Source organism: Anabaena azotica SJ-1, from assembly GCF_047275885.1.
Taxonomy (GTDB): domain Bacteria; phylum Cyanobacteriota; class Cyanobacteriia; order Cyanobacteriales; family Nostocaceae; genus Trichormus_B; species Trichormus_B azotica_A.
In genome coordinates this window covers 4768328-4785808 of the sequence record NZ_CP178454.1, presented here as the reverse complement: position 1 = coordinate 4785808, position 17481 = coordinate 4768328, and the positions used below count along the sequence as shown (strand labels likewise).

14 protein-coding genes are annotated in these 17481 nt (G+C 41.0%); 5 read left to right on the top strand and 9 right to left on the bottom strand.

All coding sequences use genetic code 11. The annotated features are described in order from the left end of the window. Window positions 1-201: 201 nt before the first annotated feature. Both ACLLO5_RS20750 and rimI read right to left on the bottom strand, forming a co-directional pair. A complete protein-coding gene (locus ACLLO5_RS20750) occupies window positions 202-2676 on the bottom strand; it encodes an ATP-dependent Clp protease ATP-binding subunit (protein WP_413172387.1) in 2475 nt (824 codons plus the stop codon). Window positions 2677-3225: 549 nt separating this feature from the next. Then, complete coding sequence (gene rimI / locus ACLLO5_RS20745) at window positions 3226-3786, bottom strand: ribosomal protein S18-alanine N-acetyltransferase (RefSeq protein WP_413172386.1); 561 nt, start codon at window positions 3784-3786, stop codon at window positions 3226-3228. A gap of 155 nt (window positions 3787-3941) precedes the next feature. Between rimI and lysA the strand changes: the two genes are divergently transcribed. From lysA to ACLLO5_RS20725, 4 genes are all read left to right on the top strand, one after another. Further along, on the top strand, window positions 3942-5333 hold the full coding sequence (gene lysA / locus ACLLO5_RS20740) for a diaminopimelate decarboxylase (protein WP_413172385.1): 1392 nt from the start codon (window positions 3942-3944) through the stop codon (window positions 5331-5333). Window positions 5334-5500: 167 nt separating this feature from the next. Continuing rightward, entirely contained in the window at window positions 5501-6478 is a 978-nt protein-coding gene (gene cdaA / locus ACLLO5_RS20735) for a diadenylate cyclase CdaA (protein WP_413172384.1), read from the top strand. After that, window positions 6475-7224, top strand: a complete 750-nt coding sequence (locus ACLLO5_RS20730) for an isoprenyl transferase (protein WP_413172383.1) — start codon at window positions 6475-6477, stop codon at window positions 7222-7224. Before cdaA ends, ACLLO5_RS20730 begins: the two co-directional genes overlap by 4 nt. Before the next feature lie 109 nt (window positions 7225-7333). After that, complete coding sequence (locus tag ACLLO5_RS20725) at window positions 7334-8431, top strand: hypothetical protein (RefSeq protein ID WP_413172382.1); 1098 nt, start codon at window positions 7334-7336, stop codon at window positions 8429-8431. Between the two features lie 42 nt (window positions 8432-8473). Here ACLLO5_RS20725 and ACLLO5_RS20720 read toward each other — a convergent pair whose 3' ends face one another. From ACLLO5_RS20720 to ACLLO5_RS20690, 7 genes are all read right to left on the bottom strand, one after another. Next, window positions 8474-8746 (bottom strand): DUF3143 domain-containing protein, encoded by a 273-nt coding sequence (locus ACLLO5_RS20720; RefSeq protein ID WP_413172381.1) that lies wholly within the window; start codon window positions 8744-8746, stop codon window positions 8474-8476. A 19-nt stretch (window positions 8747-8765) separates the two neighbouring features. Next, a complete protein-coding gene (locus tag ACLLO5_RS20715) occupies window positions 8766-9341 on the bottom strand; it encodes a J domain-containing protein (RefSeq protein ID WP_413172379.1) in 576 nt (191 codons plus the stop codon). Between the two features lie 28 nt (window positions 9342-9369). Beyond that, on the bottom strand, window positions 9370-10833 hold the full coding sequence (gene dacB, locus ACLLO5_RS20710; protein ID WP_413176147.1) for a D-alanyl-D-alanine carboxypeptidase/D-alanyl-D-alanine-endopeptidase: 1464 nt from the start codon (window positions 10831-10833) through the stop codon (window positions 9370-9372). Between the two features lie 187 nt (window positions 10834-11020). After that, window positions 11021-11485, bottom strand: coding sequence for a tellurite resistance TerB family protein (locus ACLLO5_RS20705; protein ID WP_413172378.1), 465 nt, complete (start codon window positions 11483-11485; stop codon window positions 11021-11023). A gap of 213 nt (window positions 11486-11698) precedes the next feature. Then, on the bottom strand, window positions 11699-13591 hold the full coding sequence (gene ilvB, locus ACLLO5_RS20700; protein ID WP_413172377.1) for a biosynthetic-type acetolactate synthase large subunit: 1893 nt from the start codon (window positions 13589-13591) through the stop codon (window positions 11699-11701). A gap of 134 nt (window positions 13592-13725) precedes the next feature. Further along, complete coding sequence (locus tag ACLLO5_RS20695) at window positions 13726-14973, bottom strand: MFS transporter (protein WP_413172376.1); 1248 nt, start codon at window positions 14971-14973, stop codon at window positions 13726-13728. A gap of 278 nt (window positions 14974-15251) precedes the next feature. Then, complete coding sequence (locus ACLLO5_RS20690) at window positions 15252-15839, bottom strand: hypothetical protein (protein ID WP_413172375.1); 588 nt, start codon at window positions 15837-15839, stop codon at window positions 15252-15254. A gap of 407 nt (window positions 15840-16246) precedes the next feature. On the opposite strand from ACLLO5_RS20690, the gene ACLLO5_RS20685 reads away from it, so the two are divergent. Then, a complete protein-coding gene (locus ACLLO5_RS20685; RefSeq protein ID WP_413172374.1) occupies window positions 16247-17362 on the top strand; it encodes a ferrochelatase in 1116 nt (371 codons plus the stop codon). The last annotated feature ends 119 nt before the right edge of the window (window positions 17363-17481 follow it).

Here is a 17481-nt window from a genome sequence, read left to right as displayed (position 1 = left end):
AGCTTTAACCGTATCACTAAAAATAATAACTGAAAACTAAAAATAATAACTGAAAATATCTGCTATTACCTATCTGATATAACATTTTAACCTATACAAAAACCTCTTCCTCCTCTCTGCGACTCTGCGTGAGAAAAAAACAAAAAAAACGGTAGAGAACCGAAATCCTCCACCGTTCAATTAACAATTACAAAATCCTAACTAAGACTCAACACCTTGGGGTAACAACTCCCGTGTTTGTTGAGAACTAACTTGGACAATGCCATTTTCATCAACGTCAACAAGCGCAGTATCGCCGTCTTTGATGCGTCCAGACAAAATTTCTTCCGCTAAACTATCTTCTAACAAGCGCATAATTGCCCGACGTAATGGCCTTGCACCGTAGCTGGGGCTGTAACCTTCTTGAATTAGGCGGTCTTTGAAGCGGTCTGTAACTTCTAAGACAATGCCTTTTTCTGTCAATCGACCGAATACTTCCTTCAGCATAATTTCGGCGATTTGGGTAACTTCAGCCTTGTTCAACTGACGGAAGACGATAATTTCATCCAGACGGTTCAAGAACTCAGGACGGAAGTATTGCTTCAGTTCCTCGTTGACCAAAGAACGAATCCGGTTGTATTGAGATTCGGTCGCATCTTCAGCAAACTCGAAACCAATACCGCTACCGCCTTTTTCAATTACCTTAGAACCAATGTTGGAAGTCAAAATCAGCAAGGTGTTCTTAAAGTCCACCGTGCGACCTTTTGCGTCTGTTAAACGACCATCTTCCAAAATTTGCAGCAGCATATTGAACACATCGGGGTGTGCTTTTTCGATTTCGTCAAACAGCACCACGGTGTAAGGACGACGGCGTACAGCTTCTGTTAACTGACCACCTTCGTTATAGCCGACGTAACCTGGAGGTGAACCAATCAATTTACTGACGGTGTGACGTTCCATGTACTCGGACATATCCAAGCGAATCATTGCTTCTTCAGAACCGAAGAAGTAAGAAGCCAAGGATTTCGCCAACTCGGTTTTACCAACCCCGGTAGGTCCAGAGAAGACAAAACTCGCAATTGGCCGATTAGGATTCTTCAAACCCACACGAGCGCGACGAATAGCGCGGGAAACAGCCTTCACAGCATCATCTTGACCGATGAGGCGCTGATGTAAGGTATCTTCCATGTGTAGCAACTTCTCAGATTCAGATTCAGTGAGTTTGTTCACTGGTACACCTGTCCAAGAAGCGACGATGTGAGCGATGTCTTCTTCTGTTACTACAGGTTCAACACCGTCACCACCAGCCGCATTGGTTTTGGTTTGAGCAATGGTGCGTATTTCCGCTTTGATTTCCATTTCTCTGTCCCGCAGTTCTCCGGCTCGGTCAAAGTCCTGAGAACGGACAGCATCATCTTTTTCTTTTAAGATTTGCCGCAATTCCTTGTCTAACTCTTTTGCTGCTGGGGGTAGCTGGGAGTTAATCAAGCGGACGCGAGAACCTGCTTCATCAACCAAGTCGATGGCTTTATCTGGTAAATAGCGATCGCTAATATATCGATCAGACAATTTTGCAGCCGCTACTAAAGCTTCATCGGAGATTTTTAACTTGTGGTGTTGCTCGTAGCGATCGCGCAAACCATATAAAATTTCAATTGTTTCATCAACGGAAGGCTCACCCACCATCACAGGCTGGAAGCGTCTTTCCAACGCTGCATCCCGTTCAATGTGCTTCCGGTACTCATCCAAAGTGGTCGCACCGATACATTGCAATTCACCTCTTGCCAAAGCTGGTTTGAGGATATTTGCCGCATCAATTGCCCCTTCAGCTGCACCTGCACCAATTAAAGTGTGAACTTCGTCAATTACCAGGATGACATTGCCCGCAGAGCGGATTTCATCCATGATTTTTTTTAGTCGTTCTTCAAATTCACCCCGGTACTTGGTTCCTGCTACTAGCAAGCCAATATCGAGAGTGACAACACGCTTATCTTCGAGAATGTCGGGGACATCTTTGTTAGCTATCCGGCTCGCTAGACCTTCAGCTATCGCCGTTTTACCTACCCCTGGTTCACCAATCAGCACTGGATTATTCTTAGTCCGGCGACCCAAAATTTGAATCACGCGCTCGATTTCTTTAGCGCGTCCCACCACAGGATCAAGTTTATTGTCTGTGGCCATTTGGGTCAGGTTGGAACCAAATTCATCCAAAGTCGGGGTTTTTGTGCGACCAGATGAACCTCCCCCTGGTGAAACTTCGGCTGTTTCTCCTAACATTCGGATTACCTGGGTTCTCACCTTAGATAAATCCACACCGAGGTTTTCTAACACCCTGGCTGCTACACCTTCCCCTTCGCGGATGAGGCCCAACAGCAGATGCTCGGTGCCTATGTAGTTATGCCCCAGTTGGCGTGCTTCTTCCAAGGATAGTTCTAGAACTCGCTTTGCCCGTGGCGTAAACGGAATTTCCACGGCTACAAAGCCTGAACCCCGACCTATGATTTTTTCAACTTCAATGCGGGCATCTTTCAAATTAACGCCCATTGATTTCAGCACCTTGGCGGCCACTCCTGTGCCTTCACCAATCAGACCCAGGAGGATCTGCTCGGTTCCAACAAAGTTGTGACCTAAACGGCGGGCCTCTTCTTGGGCCAGCATGATTACCTTAATGGCTTTTTCTGTGAAGCGTTCAAACATGGCATCCTTCCCATCACCTGCGTCGTGCCGGTACGCTGATTTTAGCACAGGCTAAAAGTTTGGATGTCTGTATACAAATTTTTGACATCCAACTTCCATTGCCAATGGTGATGAGTTAATTGCTAACTTTTTATTACTTTTTGTGTAGCTTGTGTACTGAGGAGGTTGAATTTACCAGGCTTTTTGGGACTAATGACAAACAGATATAGCCTTAATGTTGAGATTTTGTTTATTTAATCCCAAGCAGACATAAATATCACAAGAGTTGGTATTTTGTCAATAAATTGCATATTCCATAAGCCTAGATTATGAAAAGACTAAATTTAGTTTAAAATTCTGATTTAAATTAAGTAGCATGAAAATTGCATTTTTTGTCATTAAGGAGAAAATTAATTAAAAATTAAAAATTAAAAATTGAAAATTCTTACTTGTTCCCGCTTATACCACTTTCCAGATCAGCCTGATACAAATAATTGGTTCTTAATTGCTGCCTGCGCTCCTTCTCGGTCTATTTGTACCAACTTTCAAGTGAAATATATTAACTATCCTCTATGACCAATCTTCCATATCTAAACACCAACAAGATTGACACAGGCGATCGCTCACTATGGTATACCAATCGTCCAGATTTTTGAAAAATTTCGGCTGTTGTAAATCAGAAAGCCAAAGAATCAGCGCGTCTTCTTCGTTATCTTTGTAGTAACGCGGTCTTCTACCAGCGGTTTTAAAGCCAAATTTTTCATATAACGAGATAGCCCCGTCGTTAGAAGCTCGGACTTCAAGAGTAGCTCTCTCCAAACCGCGATCGCTGGCTGTCTTGAGTAAAGAATACAATAAAGCCTGTCCCAAACCTTGATGGTGATATTGAGGATGAACCGCCAAAATCGTAATATGTGCTTCCTCTAAAATTGACCAAAAACAGCCCATTCCCAACAACCCAGAACTAGAAAACGGGGAAAATAAACCCAGAAAATGACTATTAGGGCTTTCCAACTCACGTCGGTAACCATCCATTGTCCACAAGCCATCAAAACAAGCTTTATCAAGCTCCAGCAATTCACCCAAATGCTCTGGTGTCAAGGATTGAATTTTTAAATCTAATAATTTCACGATTGGAATAGGGAATAGGGAATAGGGAACAGGGAATAATATATATCTTTTTTTCTGACCAATGCCCAACACCCCATTACCAGCAAAGCTGTAAACTGAGAATCGAGATAATAACTCACGCCCGTAATTTTAACAAGGACAACTCTTAATTAGATATGGTATCGACTCACCCCGTCGGGATTCAAGCTTCTGGCAGTCAATATTTACCTCAAAAGCGCAACAACACAACTCTTTCACCCAATCAAGAACTCTTACCCTTGAGTGCTAGAGTTAATCATCATGACTCCCTAGAAATCGGTGGGTGTGATGTCACAAAGCTGGTTGAGCAGTTTGGCTCACCTTTATATATTTTAGATGAAGAAACCCTACGGACAGCTTGTAGGCAATACCATGATACTTTCAAAGCATACTACAAAGGCGAATCTCAAGTATTGTATGCCTCTAAAGCATGGAATTGTTTAGCTGTTTGTGCCATTGTTGCTTCTGAAGGCTTGGGAATTGATGTGGTATCTGGTGGTGAACTATACACTGCGCTCAATGCGGGTGTGAATCCAGATAAAATCTACCTACATGGCAATAATAAATCTCGTGATGAGCTAGTTTTAGCGATCGCATCAGGTTGTACCATTGTTGCCGATAATTGGTATGAACTGCATACCTTGGTAGAATTGGCAACACCCTCTTCTCCAATCCGTATTATGTTGCGGTTAACTCCGGGGATTGAATGTCATACCCACGAATATATCCGCACCGGACATTTAGACAGTAAATTTGGCTTTGATCCCAATGATTTAGATGAGGTATTTGCCTTTGTCAGCAAACAACCAGGTTTAAACTGTGTGGGTTTACACGCTCATATTGGTTCGCAAATTTTTGAACGGCAACCCCATCGGGATTTGGGTACTGTAATGGTACAGTGGTTGCGGGATGCGGCCAAATATAATTTGGAATTAACAGAATTAAATGTTGGTGGTGGTTTAGGAATTAGGTACACAGAATCAGATGATCCCCCAAGCATTGAAGAATGGTCAAAGGCAATTTGTGAAGTAGTTCAACAAGCTTGTGCTGCTGAAAATTTGCCCTTACCTAAATTACTCTGTGAACCAGGGCGATCGCTAATTGCCACAGCTTGCGTTACCGCCTACAGTATTGGTTCAGCTAAAGTTATTCCTGATCTTCGTACTTATGTGACAATTGATGGAGGAATGTCTGATAATCCCCGCCCCATCACCTATCAATCAGTTTATCGAGCAGTAGTTGCTAATAAAATGTCTGCTGCTTTAACAGAAACAGTCACATTGGCTGGTAAACATTGCGAATCAGGAGATATTCTGATCAAAAATGCCCAACTGCCAAAAACTGAACCAGGTGATATTCTCGTCGTTATGGGAACCGGTGCCTACAATTACAGTATGGCATCTAACTACAACCGCTTGCCCCGACCAGCAGCTGTTTTAGTGGCGAATGGTGAAGCAAATTTAATTTTGCAACGTGAAAATTATCAAGACATAATTCGACAAGATTGCCTACCTGAAAGACTGAAATAATAGAAGGAGTATGGCTTACGCCACGCTACGCTATCAGTAGTTGAGTAGTTCAGTAGTTCAGAATTTTAGTAGTTGAGAAAGTTTAGTATCCTGCTTCTACAAATTCTGTAACTCCTGTAACTCCTGTAACTCCTGTAACTCCTGAATTCATTATTTATCCAGATGTCATGAGAGATTGGTGGAAGCAATGGCTGATAAACCTGGGATGGTCACAGTCCTTGCTATTTGGGACTCTGGATATTGTGTTGGTGCTGGCGCTGACATACATGATCCTGGTGATTATTAACGAACGCCGAACGCTGTGGATGGTAAGGGGATTTATACTCTTGATGCTGGCCTCAGCATTCAGCGGTACTTTAGGGCTACCTCTGCTCAATTTCGTTCTTGAAAAGTTGGTAATTGGTTGCGCTGTAGCAATGGCTGTAGCACTTCAATCAGAGTTTCGCCGCTTTTTGGAACAACTGGGACGAGGTGAGTTCCGGCTGTTATTTCAACCCAACCGCTTGGCAGTCCCCAAATCTGATAGCGTGATTGATGAAATTGTTGAAGCTGTAAAGGAACTGTCAAAAAATCGGATTGGCGCTTTGCTAATTTTGGAAACTTCCGGGCCAATTGATGAGAGAGATTTTTCAGTACCTGGAGTAAAGTTAAATGCAGAGGTTTCTAAGGAGCTAATACAGACAATTTTTCAGCCAAAAACTTTATTGCATGATGGGGCAACGTTGATCCGGGGTTCACGAATTGTGTCATCGGGTATAATTTTACCACTTTCGGGACGCACAGCCTCGCGCCAGTTGGGTACACGCCATCGGGCAGCAATGGGAATTACTGAACGGGTCGAAAATTGCATTTGTGTCGTTGTATCAGAAGAAACGGGTTCTATTTCCTTAGCGGAAAGGGGAACTCTATACAGACCACTGACGATTAGGAAGTTAAAAGAATCTTTAGAAACTCGATTTTCGCCCACTGTCGATAGAGACGCTGTAGCTCCTGGTCTTGTCAGTTTAATTCGTCAAATTAGTGGTCAGACACTAGCACTGGTGTCACGTTTACTCAGATTATCAAGTCTTCGACACGCTATGCGTAGCTTGCTTCCCCGTAGGGATACGACCCCTTCTCGCCAAAAAAATAAGACTGAAAAATGACTACACAACATACTGAACTGCAATATTTACCCTCTGATTTACAACGAGAATTACTCCCCCAGCACGTTGCGGTGATTATGGATGGTAATGGTCGATGGGCTAAACGTCAAGGTCTACCAAGGATTATGGGTCACAAGCGGGGAGTTGATGCCCTCAAAGATTTGCTGCACTGTTGTAAGGATTGGGGAATTAAAGCCCTGACTGCTTATGCTTTTTCGACGGAAAATTGGAAAAGACCACAGGAAGAAGTGGAGTTTTTAATGAGTCTGTTCCAACGGGTTTTGCGGCAAGAACTACGGGAAATGGTGGAGGAGAATGTACAGATTCAGTTTGTGGGTAATTTGCAAGCTCTACCAACAGCACTCCAGGAAGAAATTTCTCGTTCAATGGCAGAAACTAAGGATAATCGCAGTATCCGGTTCACAATAGCTACAAATTATGGCGGTAGACAGGAGATTTTACAAGCTTGTCAGGCGATCGCTCAAAAGGTACAACAAGGTATATTAAAACCAGATGAAATCTCTGAAGAATTGTTTGAAAGTCATTTATATACAGCTGGAATAACAGATCCAGATCTACTTATCCGCACCAGTGGGGAAATGCGACTTTCTAATTTTCTGCTTTGGCAAATGGCCTATGGAGAAATTTATATTACCGATACTCTCTGGCCTGATTTTGACAGAAAAGAATTTCACCGGGCTTTATGTGCCTATCAACAACGGGAACGTCGGTTTGGAAAAGTATGATAATTTTGGATTTGAGATTTTAGATTGTCAATTCTGACATCTCAGTTTCAATTGCTTAGTTATTATTTCTCGATCTTTACAAAACGCCAAAAACCCTTCTCAGTGGAAAATGAAAACCAGTGTTTTTATGCCCTTGGTACTAGGTCTGACTGGATGCTCACTAATATCACCTTTAGTATTAACTCCAGCAGCACTTCAATCAAAGACAAGGATTGCTGCTAATATACCTGCTTCTGAACTGCCTTGTGTGGAAATTCAAAATTCCAACCAGTCAGAATTATCATTGAGAAGCAATATTTCTTCTGAAATTGCTGCTACTTTTTCATCGGGAAATTTTGAAAAATTAGAAAATTATTACAACCTATATAAAAAAAGAACCAGTCGAACACCTTCAGGTTTGTGGAAGTTAAAATTTTTTTATGATGGAATGTTTGATAGTAATTTGACTAAATATGATAATGAAAATAATTGGATAAAAGTTGAAGCTAAAATACGGGAATGGATAAAAAAATATCCTCAGTCTCCTGCGCCTTACATTGCCTATAGTAACTTTTTCATTAAACGCGGTTGGCATTTTAGAGGAGGTGATTTTGCTGACAAAGTTAGTGATGAAGCTTGGGAAAAGTTCAGGACTAATATTAAATTAGCAAATAATTTTCTGGAAAAAAACAAACAAATAGCCAGTGTAGATCCTCAGTGGTATACGAATATGCTACATATAGCTAGAGTACAAAGCTGGCGCAAATGGGAAGTGAAAAAACTACTACGGGAAGCTTTGTCTAAAGAGGCTTACTATTACGAAACTTATTATGAAGTTTTTGAATATTTACTACCGAAATGGAGTGGTAGCTTTGAAGAGGCTGAACAATTTGCCGATGATGTAGTTTTAGTCACAAGCAAATGTGAAGGAAAAGGATTGTACTCTCGTATTTATTGGAGAGCTTTCAATAAACATTATGAATTTCAGAGTCAACAATTTTATGCGACACCTGCAAATTGGCAAAAAGTAAGTCAAGGATTTGAAGATATTATTGCATATTACCCTGATCCTTGGAATGTAAATAGTTATGGTAAGTTTGCGTGTTTTGCTGGAGATAAGGCAAAAACTAAGGAATTGATTACAAAAATAGGCAGCAACCCAATTCCGGAAGCATGGAAACAATTTAGACTCGATTTCGCATCTTGTCAAAAATGGGCGTTTGAGTAATAAATTATGTCGGTAACTATGTTGGTAAAATCTCCAATTGAATTATGGCCCTGCGAAAATTGCTTGTTCTATATCTTGCCGACTGAGGGAATATTTAAAAGAACGTTGAATATCCTGACCGTTGTCTCCGGCTTGAATGTATCTAACTGTGATTTGTTCAATATCTAGCCAGAGTTCTGCTTGCCAGCTAGATTTTTGCAATCGCCAACAATGTAATTCATTTTCATCTTGTTGACAACCTTGGTCTTTTAACCATTGTTCAATTTGTGGTAGTGGATGGCTATATAGAGGTGTATTGGCAGGAAGAATAGACATAAGAAATTTGAAATAGTGCTTACAGCAGGCTACGCCAACAAAATTCAAAATTATTAGTTTGTATTGGGTTGAGAAGCTGGGATATCTCGGTGATTGGTTGTGGTGTGTTGAAGTTGGACAATTGGGTTTGTAAACTCGGTTCACCACGAAGAACGGCGATCGCGATCGCTAAGATCATACAACCCACAAAGGTTAAGCCTAACACAAATAATACAAAGATTTCTCCTGATGAGAGGGGGCGATCGCTCGCATCCAGATACATTGATTTTGAGTAATCATAAGGTTTATGCACGGGATGGTTTAAATCCGTTGGTGCTTGAATGACACCAAAACGAGAATAGCCAATCTTTAAATCATAACTTAAACGCCGTTCTGGATGACTGAGAGTGGCGTAAGCTTCGTTAATTTGTTGAAATTTTTCTGTAGCAACTGTAGCAGGTAATTCTGTGGTATCTGGGTGATACTGTTTACTCAATTCCCGAAAAGCGCGACGAATATCAATCACCGACGCTGAAGGATGCAGTCCTAACAGGGAATAATATGTATGTTCTGGCTGTAGCTTTGTTCCGTTTTGACTCACGGCTGTTGGATTCACTTTGCTCAAATTCAATATAAACATTATATTAACATCGCTTTAACTGAACTAATAACACTACAATTTCATCCATTGCTTTCCTCACAATGCTTGCAGGTTGTTCCGATTGATTTACCATCATACTGAAAACTACAGGTTCATGATTAGGCGCATTGACATATCCAGATAGGGAAACTACACCCATCATTGTGCCTGTTTTGGCTTGGACAATTCCCTGAGCCGGTGTGTTAATAAATCTATTTTTTAAAGATCCACTCATACCTGCAATGGGTAAGGATGCACGAAATATTTCTGCTTGGGAAGATTTAGCCATCACTTGCAAAAGTTGTACTAAGGCTTCTGGACTAATTAAGTTTTTACGAGATAAACCAGAACCATCTACTAATATATAGTTTGTGGGTTCAATTCCCAATTCGGTTAAAGTGGTTTTTAAAACTTTCAACCCAGCATCAGCAGTAGTTTCATTTTTTGCTAATGGCTGCTGATTAGCTAAATTTCTGAGTAAAGATTCTGCATACAAATTATTGCTATTAACATTTGTTTCTATCAATAAATCAGATAAAGTTGGAGATTCAACAAATGCTATTTCTTTGTCATTTTTAATAGCATTACCTATGGATGTTTGTTTAACATTAATGCCCTCTTTGCGTAAATTATGACGGAAATGTATGAGGAAATTTTCAACGGGATCAAAAACAGCTAAAGCTGTAATTTCTGGTTTGGTATTTACAGCTAATTGCCCTTTAATCCGCAATGTTTGTCCTTTTAAGTCACGATTTATTTCTACAAAACTTGGTTCATTTTCTTGAACAGTGACAGCAGTATTTTCAATTTTCCATTTATATGCTTCCGTCGGATCATTCCATTTAATTTGTAATGGCTGATCGATTTTTTGGGGTAACAATGTTAATAGAGAAGCGTTTTCATTGATTATCAAACTATTGACTGGTGCGCCATAATAAGCTTGTACGTCTTCCCATTGCCAACTGGGATCAACAAGTTCACCTTGAAAATAACTATCATCAGCAATTAATTGATTAATTTGACGAATACCTTGTTGATATAGTTGCTTGGCTAATATTTTCAGTTGCTCATCTTTTAAGCTGGGATCTCCTCTACCAACAATCCGTAAAACTCCTTCGCTATCTTGATAAATAGAGGTGCGAATACGGAAATTTGCTCCTAATTTTTGTAATGCTGCTGCTGTAGTGAATAGTTTAGTATTAGAAGCAGGAATAAAATACTTATCGGCTTCTCGACTGTAAAGTGTTTGTGGAGATGATAGAGGTTTTACTAAAATTCCCCAACGCATTCTTTTAAAAATAGGACGGTTAATTACAGCATTGATAGATGATTTTAGTTGAGCAGGACAAGTATATTTTGTGGTAGTTGGTGGTGCAAGAGGAGTTTGTGCTTGAGCTATTTGCTGGTTAAAACTTACTTGAATACCTACAAATAGTAGTATCAAGTGCATAGAAATGTTCTGGGAAATGTTCTGGGAAATTTTCATACTCATTAATAGTAGATTGAACGGAAATTTTTTATATGTAAAAAGCCCATGATAGTCTTGAATATACTAGTCATGAGCTAAATAAACTTATTTATCTGACAACGGCAACTCAATAATTCTTTTTGGTGAATGTGGTGATATCACAAGTTAGATAAAAAAAGAATTATTCCTATTCTTCCTCTTCCTCATCGTCTTCATATTCTTCAAACACTTCGTCTATTAGTTCTTCTGCTCGCTCATCGGAAATCTTCAATACTTCCTGAAGCTCAAACAGAAAATCTTGATCTGATTCTGATATATCTTCTTCCATCCCCACCACCAAGATAGCGGTGATATAAGCACTTTCACGATAATTCTTTTTTGTTAAGGATGCGATCGCACTAGGAATTAAATTTTCTGCTTTTTCTTTCTCTATCACGGTGTTGACTTTTGCTGTCAACTTGTCAAAATCTTCCTCAGCGTATTCTTCAAACACTCCCACACCTTCTAGCATTTCCGCTAATGGGTATTCTTCGGTGGGGATAATCCCTTCACCATCAGCAGAGGCTGAAAACAGTCCCATAATAGCGATCGCTACTTCTGGTTCTAACTTCACTTTACTACCGCTGCTTTTGAGCAAGTCACATTTAGACATAAATATCCTTGGATTTAGCTAACTTCTAAGATTCCCAAATGATTGCAGAAAATCACAGAGACTGTTACTTTTTTTCATACATTTTGCACGTTGCAGTATCTTTTTTTACTGGATTCATTGGTGACTCCGTTAGTTTCACAAGGGTGTGGAGTATGGGGTGTAATTCTTTTATGCTACACCCCAATGTTAGCGATTATTCCCACACCAGAATACTTACAACTTAGTCCCGCACTCAGAACAAAAGTTATGGTTAGGGGAGTTTTTTGTCCCACAATGACTGCAAGAAACTGGCTGATCTGTATTTGTGGGTGCAGGTTTTGGCAAACCAAACATCTGCGCGTTACTCTTACCAGGAGCTACCATCGGATAGCAGTTTTCATCTCTGGTAACATGAACGTTGACAATTACAGGGCCATTGTGTGCCAGCATTTCGGCAATTTTATCAGCCAATTCTTCCCGGCTGCTAATCACCATCCCTTTGATACCATAAGCCTGTGCTAAAAGCTCAATATCAGGCATCCCTACTTCCATATTGGAACAGGAATAACGTTCACCATAGAAGGCTTCTTGCCATTGACGCACCATTCCTTGCCAACCGTTATTTAAAATTACGGTCTTGACATTTATACCATATTGTGAAAGAGTTCCCAATTCCTGTAAGCACATTTGGAAACTGGCATCACCGCTAATACAAATCACTTCTTCATCAGGGAAAGCGACTTTAGCACCCATCGCCGCAGGGACACCAAAACCCATTGTTCCTAAACCGGCGCTGGAAATCCAGCGTCTAGGCCCATTTTTGAGGAATTGTGCTGCCCACATTTGATGTTGACCGACATCGGTGGTATAAAAAGCGTTGGGTGCTTGGCTGCCAACTTCCACAATTACCTCTTGGGGGGAAATGCTGTCAGCATGATGAGGCACAACCAAGGGATAATCTTGTTTCCAACGGTTAATTAGATTTAACCATTCTTGATTTTGATCAGGTTTAGTTTTTCCCGTTGCGTCTTGACATCGCCGGAGTAAATCAGTTAAAACACTCTTGACATCGCCAACGATAGGAACTTCAGGAACGCGGTTTTTACCAACTTCTGCTGGGTCGATGTCGATGTGAATGACTTTAGCACGGGAAGCAAATTCATCTAATTTTCCTGTTACACGGTCATCGAATCTTGCACCAACACAAAGGAGCAAATCACAATCTGTAACTGCAAAGTTCGCGTAAGCAGTACCGTGCATCCCCAACATTCCTAAAGATAGGGGATGATGTTCATCAAATGCACCGATACCCATAAGGGTTGTGGTGACGGGGATATTAAATAATTCTGCCAGACGTTTAACTTCTGCGTGGGCATTAGCGGCGATCGCACCCCCACCCACATATAATAAGGGTCTGCGACTTTCCCTAATCAACTGAATCGCCGCATTAATTTGTCGGGGATTACCTTTAACTGTGGGACGATATCCAGGTAACTTGACTGAACCAGGTTCTACAGGCACATAATCAAATTCTTCCAAAGCCACATCTTTGGGAACATCTATCAAAACTGGCCCTGGTCTGCCTGTACTGGCAATGTGGAATGCTTCAGCCACAATCCGCGCCATATCTTTGGGGTCACGGACTACATAAGAATGCTTGACAATGGGCAGAGTAATACCGTAAATATCCGTTTCTTGGAAAGCATCTGTACCAATTGCTGCTCGTGGTACTTGTCCTGTCACCACAATCATCGGAATGGAATCCATGTAGGCTGTGGCAATACCTGTCACCAAGTTAGTCGCCCCAGGGCCAGAAGTACCAAAACACACTCCTACTTTACCTGTAGCACGTGCGTAGCCGTCAGCCGCATGGGAAGCACCTTGTTCATGTCTCACAAGGATGTGTTTAATTGTACCAGTGGCTTCTACTTTATACAGGTCATCATAAATCGGTAAAATTGCCCCACCGGGATAACCAAAAATATATTCAACACCATGACGGAGGAGACTATCTAACAAGGCAAACCCGCCAGAAGCCCTTGTAGGAGCGACAATTGGCGAGTTAGAGATAGGAGATTGCTTGTGATTTGACGATTGTGGGAGACTGATTTGAGAAGGCGATCGCACGGTTAACCTCAAAATATAACTAAAGTTAAGGCTTAGATTCTGTATTTATAATTTCATTTTAATGGAAAAGCTCTTATCAATCCTGATAAATCTCTATTTCTCAGCATTAAGGATGGATTATGATTCTACAGGATTTAGATTACATCTTGCAAGACTCTCCTGGTATTGTGCCAAGTCCAGAAACCAATAGCTAGGACAGTGAAACTCATTCCGCACAGCACCACTGGCAATCCAAAAGCGTTAACCAGTTTGGTTGTAATCAACAGAGGAGCAGAGAGGGCAATATTAATGGCATGATTTTGAAAGCCAAATACCTTACCATGCATTGCTGGGGGCGTGTATTGTTGAATCAAAGTTTGCATTGGCACGTTAATTAGGGCTGCACCCAAACCTAAGAAAACGCACAGTCCCAACACTAAAGCTAGGTTCTGAATAAAAATAAACATTGCCAATGCTACTGCCATAAATATAAAACCAATTAAAGGCAAAGGCTTACGATGTAGTTTATGGCCAAAGTGTCCTATAATCCCTGCACCTAAAACCATGCCTACACCAGCTGCTGCTACAAAAAAGCTAAAATCTGTTTGCTCTAAGTTTAACTTTGCAGCTAATCTGATGGATAATTCCAGGAGAGCAGCAAACACGCAGTACAAAGCGACGATTTGCAGCATCGCATTCCAGATCAGGCGATTTTGTTTGAGATACCGCCAACCTTGCAAGAATTCAGTTAAGGGATTAGCTACAGAGGTTTGCCGATCTTCTTTAAAATGAATGGGCAGCATAATTACCGCAGACAAAAGGTAGAAACCACCTACTAATAGTTCTTTCCCAAATTCAAAGTTGAGATATTCAGCCCAGTGCAGAATTGGCTTGCCCACAGCATAGCCAACAATTAATGCTCCCATCATGGTGCTGCTAAATAAGGCATTGGCAGCCATGAGATTCTCTCGTTTCACCATTAGGGGAATAGTGGCTTGTTCGGCGGGAGCAAAAAACTGTGTCACAGTGGAAATACCAAAATTCAGTGCTAATAATATTCCTAACTGTCGTGGCAAGAATGGTATACACAGAGTCAATAACCCACGGACAAGATCAGAACCAATCATGATCAGCTTTTTTGGCATCCTGTCAACAATGACACCACCAGCAGAACCAAAAAAAATGGCTGGCAGGGTAAAAGCCATGTATAAATAAAAGCGCCCTGTCCCTTCTGACAAATTAGCAGGTAGGTATTTTTTTTCTAATAGGTCAATCATGAGGATTAGTAAAACCTTATCTGCTAACTGGGAAATCAGTTGCCCAATCCACAGGAGCATAAAATTGCGATTTTTTAGTAGTGCGCCAAAGCCACTATTAACAGCAGTCGGTTCAATGGGAAACATCAGAATACTTAGTAGGAATAGGTGACAGGTGACAGGTGACAGGTGACAGGAGGCAGGGGGCAGAGGGGCAGGGGGCAGAGGGGCAGGGGGGCAGAGGGGCAGAGGGGCAGAGGGGCAGGGGGGCAGAGGCAGAGGGGCAGGGGGCAGGGGGGCAGAGGGGCAGAGGGGCAGAGGGGCAGGTAAAAGATTATTCTCCCCATTTCCCCCATCCTCCCCATTCTCCCCATCTCCCTCATCTCCCCCATCCTTCCCATCTCCCCATCTCCCCATCTCCCTTTTTATTCATAGCGTTTTAGCAACAAATGTAAAAATTCAGCAGCATTCAGGCGATTCTGGGGCAGGGAAGACCCTATTGATTGATCTACCCAATGACCTTGTACCGTTTGAGGTGATCGCCACATTGATAAATGGTCTACTGATGGGTTGGCATAAAAATTATCTTCCCCATTACTTAAAATAGCAGAACTCCAATGGGTAAAATAATCATGACTCAAGCGATGTATTGGGAAATTACCCCATAGTGGGACTCCCCAGCCATCTATAGCAATAAAAGCTTTGACATGACCGCCCAAGATTTGCCACTTGGTAGCAGCGATAATTGCGCCAACTACACCAGCACTAAAGCTAATGAATATAACAGGCGATTCTAGCTTATTACTCAAGCGATGCCTACGGCGATTAAAGTTATCATGCAAAAACTGCAAAATATGAAATCCTGATAAAGCTAAAATACCTTCTCCTGGGAAGGTAAGTATATCTACTGCAACTCCATTGATACTTATATCAGTTGCTGGATTTAAGCACTCGGCAATAAAGCTTTCTGTTAGTTCTGGTTCATGAATTCCAGGGCAAATAATGATAATCATCCGATTTTGGATTTTGGATTAATTCCACAGATCAATCTGGGGGCTTGTACTATCAAAAAATTATCGGTCATTTATTTTGTGATATCGGCTCTCACACTTTTCATTCTTTAGAAAGATTAAATATTTGAGATTAAATATTTTAACTATTATGTATTTGCGTAAAATTTATGAGCTTTTACCTTTTATAGGCTTTGATTATCAGTCAATTATTACACAAAATCGGCACTGATAATTAAAAGACACAATCTCCTATGTAAAGTAATAACAACACTATGTCTTTGGATGTATATTTTTGTGTTTATGTCTATCCTATCCCCCTGGAAGGGATAATAATGAACGAGTACGGGCAATGATACAGTCATTCCCACTTACAATCTCGCCACGTTGGTTATATTGAGGAAATTATTGTGGTTGCAACTCCAGAAAAACTGCAACATACTCACGAGCATCTACCAGGCCATGACCGAGTAGCTGTATTGCTCATGGGCTACGGTGAAGTCGAAAGCTACGAAGACTTCGCAAATTATAATGAACAGGCTTTAAATCTACTTACTGCCAAATTCGCTCCAGTACCTACTTGGATTTATCCCCCCTTAGCAAAACTATTGGCGTTATTTGACCGTCATGAGTGGGGACATACACATCATGATTTCATCTCTCCACATAATGCCATTTTTGAAAGGCAACGGGCTGGAATTGAACACGAATTACAACATAAATGGGGTGGTGGAATTCAAGTTTTCAAAGCTTTTAACTTTTGCGCTCCTTTTTTGCCTAAACAGGTTTTAGCAGAAATCAAAAATCAAGGTTTTGAAAAAATCTTAATTTATCCGTTGTTGGTCGTAGATTCTATTTTTACCAGTGGTATAGCTATTGAGCAAGTTAATAATGCTCTAGCTGAATTAGCTGATGGTGATGAACATTGGGTAAAAGGAATGCGTTATATTCCTTCTTTCTACAATGAGCCTGAATATATTAATTTAATGGCGCGTTTGGTAGAAGAAAAAATTAATTCTGATTTAGCTGATGCCTACCTACCTTCACAAATTGGCATTGTGTTGATGAATCATGGTTGTCCTCACAAAGCCAAAGGTTTTACATCTGGTATTGATGAAAGTCAAGCACTTTACGAATTAGTCAGAGAAAAGTTAATTAACCGTTATCCTTTAATTTCTGTAGGTTGGTTAAACCACGATACACCGTTAATTGACTGGACACAGCCAAATGCTACCCAAGCTGCAAAAAATCTCATTCAATTGGGTGCAAAAGTGGTTATGTTTATGCCAATTGGCTTTGCGACAGAAAACCACGAAACATTGTTAGATGTTCATCACATCATTCATGATTTAGAAAAACAGCATCCGAATGTGGATTATTTACAAATGGCTTGTGTAAATGACGATCCCCAATTTTTGGATATGGCTGCTGAATGGGCAAATGGTCATATTGCAGAGTTGATGCAAGAGGACGCTAAGGAAGTTAATGTGCAGTTGGCTTTAACTCATCATCATCACCATCATTAGGTGACAGGTGACAGGTGACAGGTGACAGGTTAAAGAAGAATAATAGCTTTTTGTCTATTGCCTGTTGCCTTTTATTTTAAGTTTCAATGTTAATCTGGAACTAACACAAGACAAGTAGC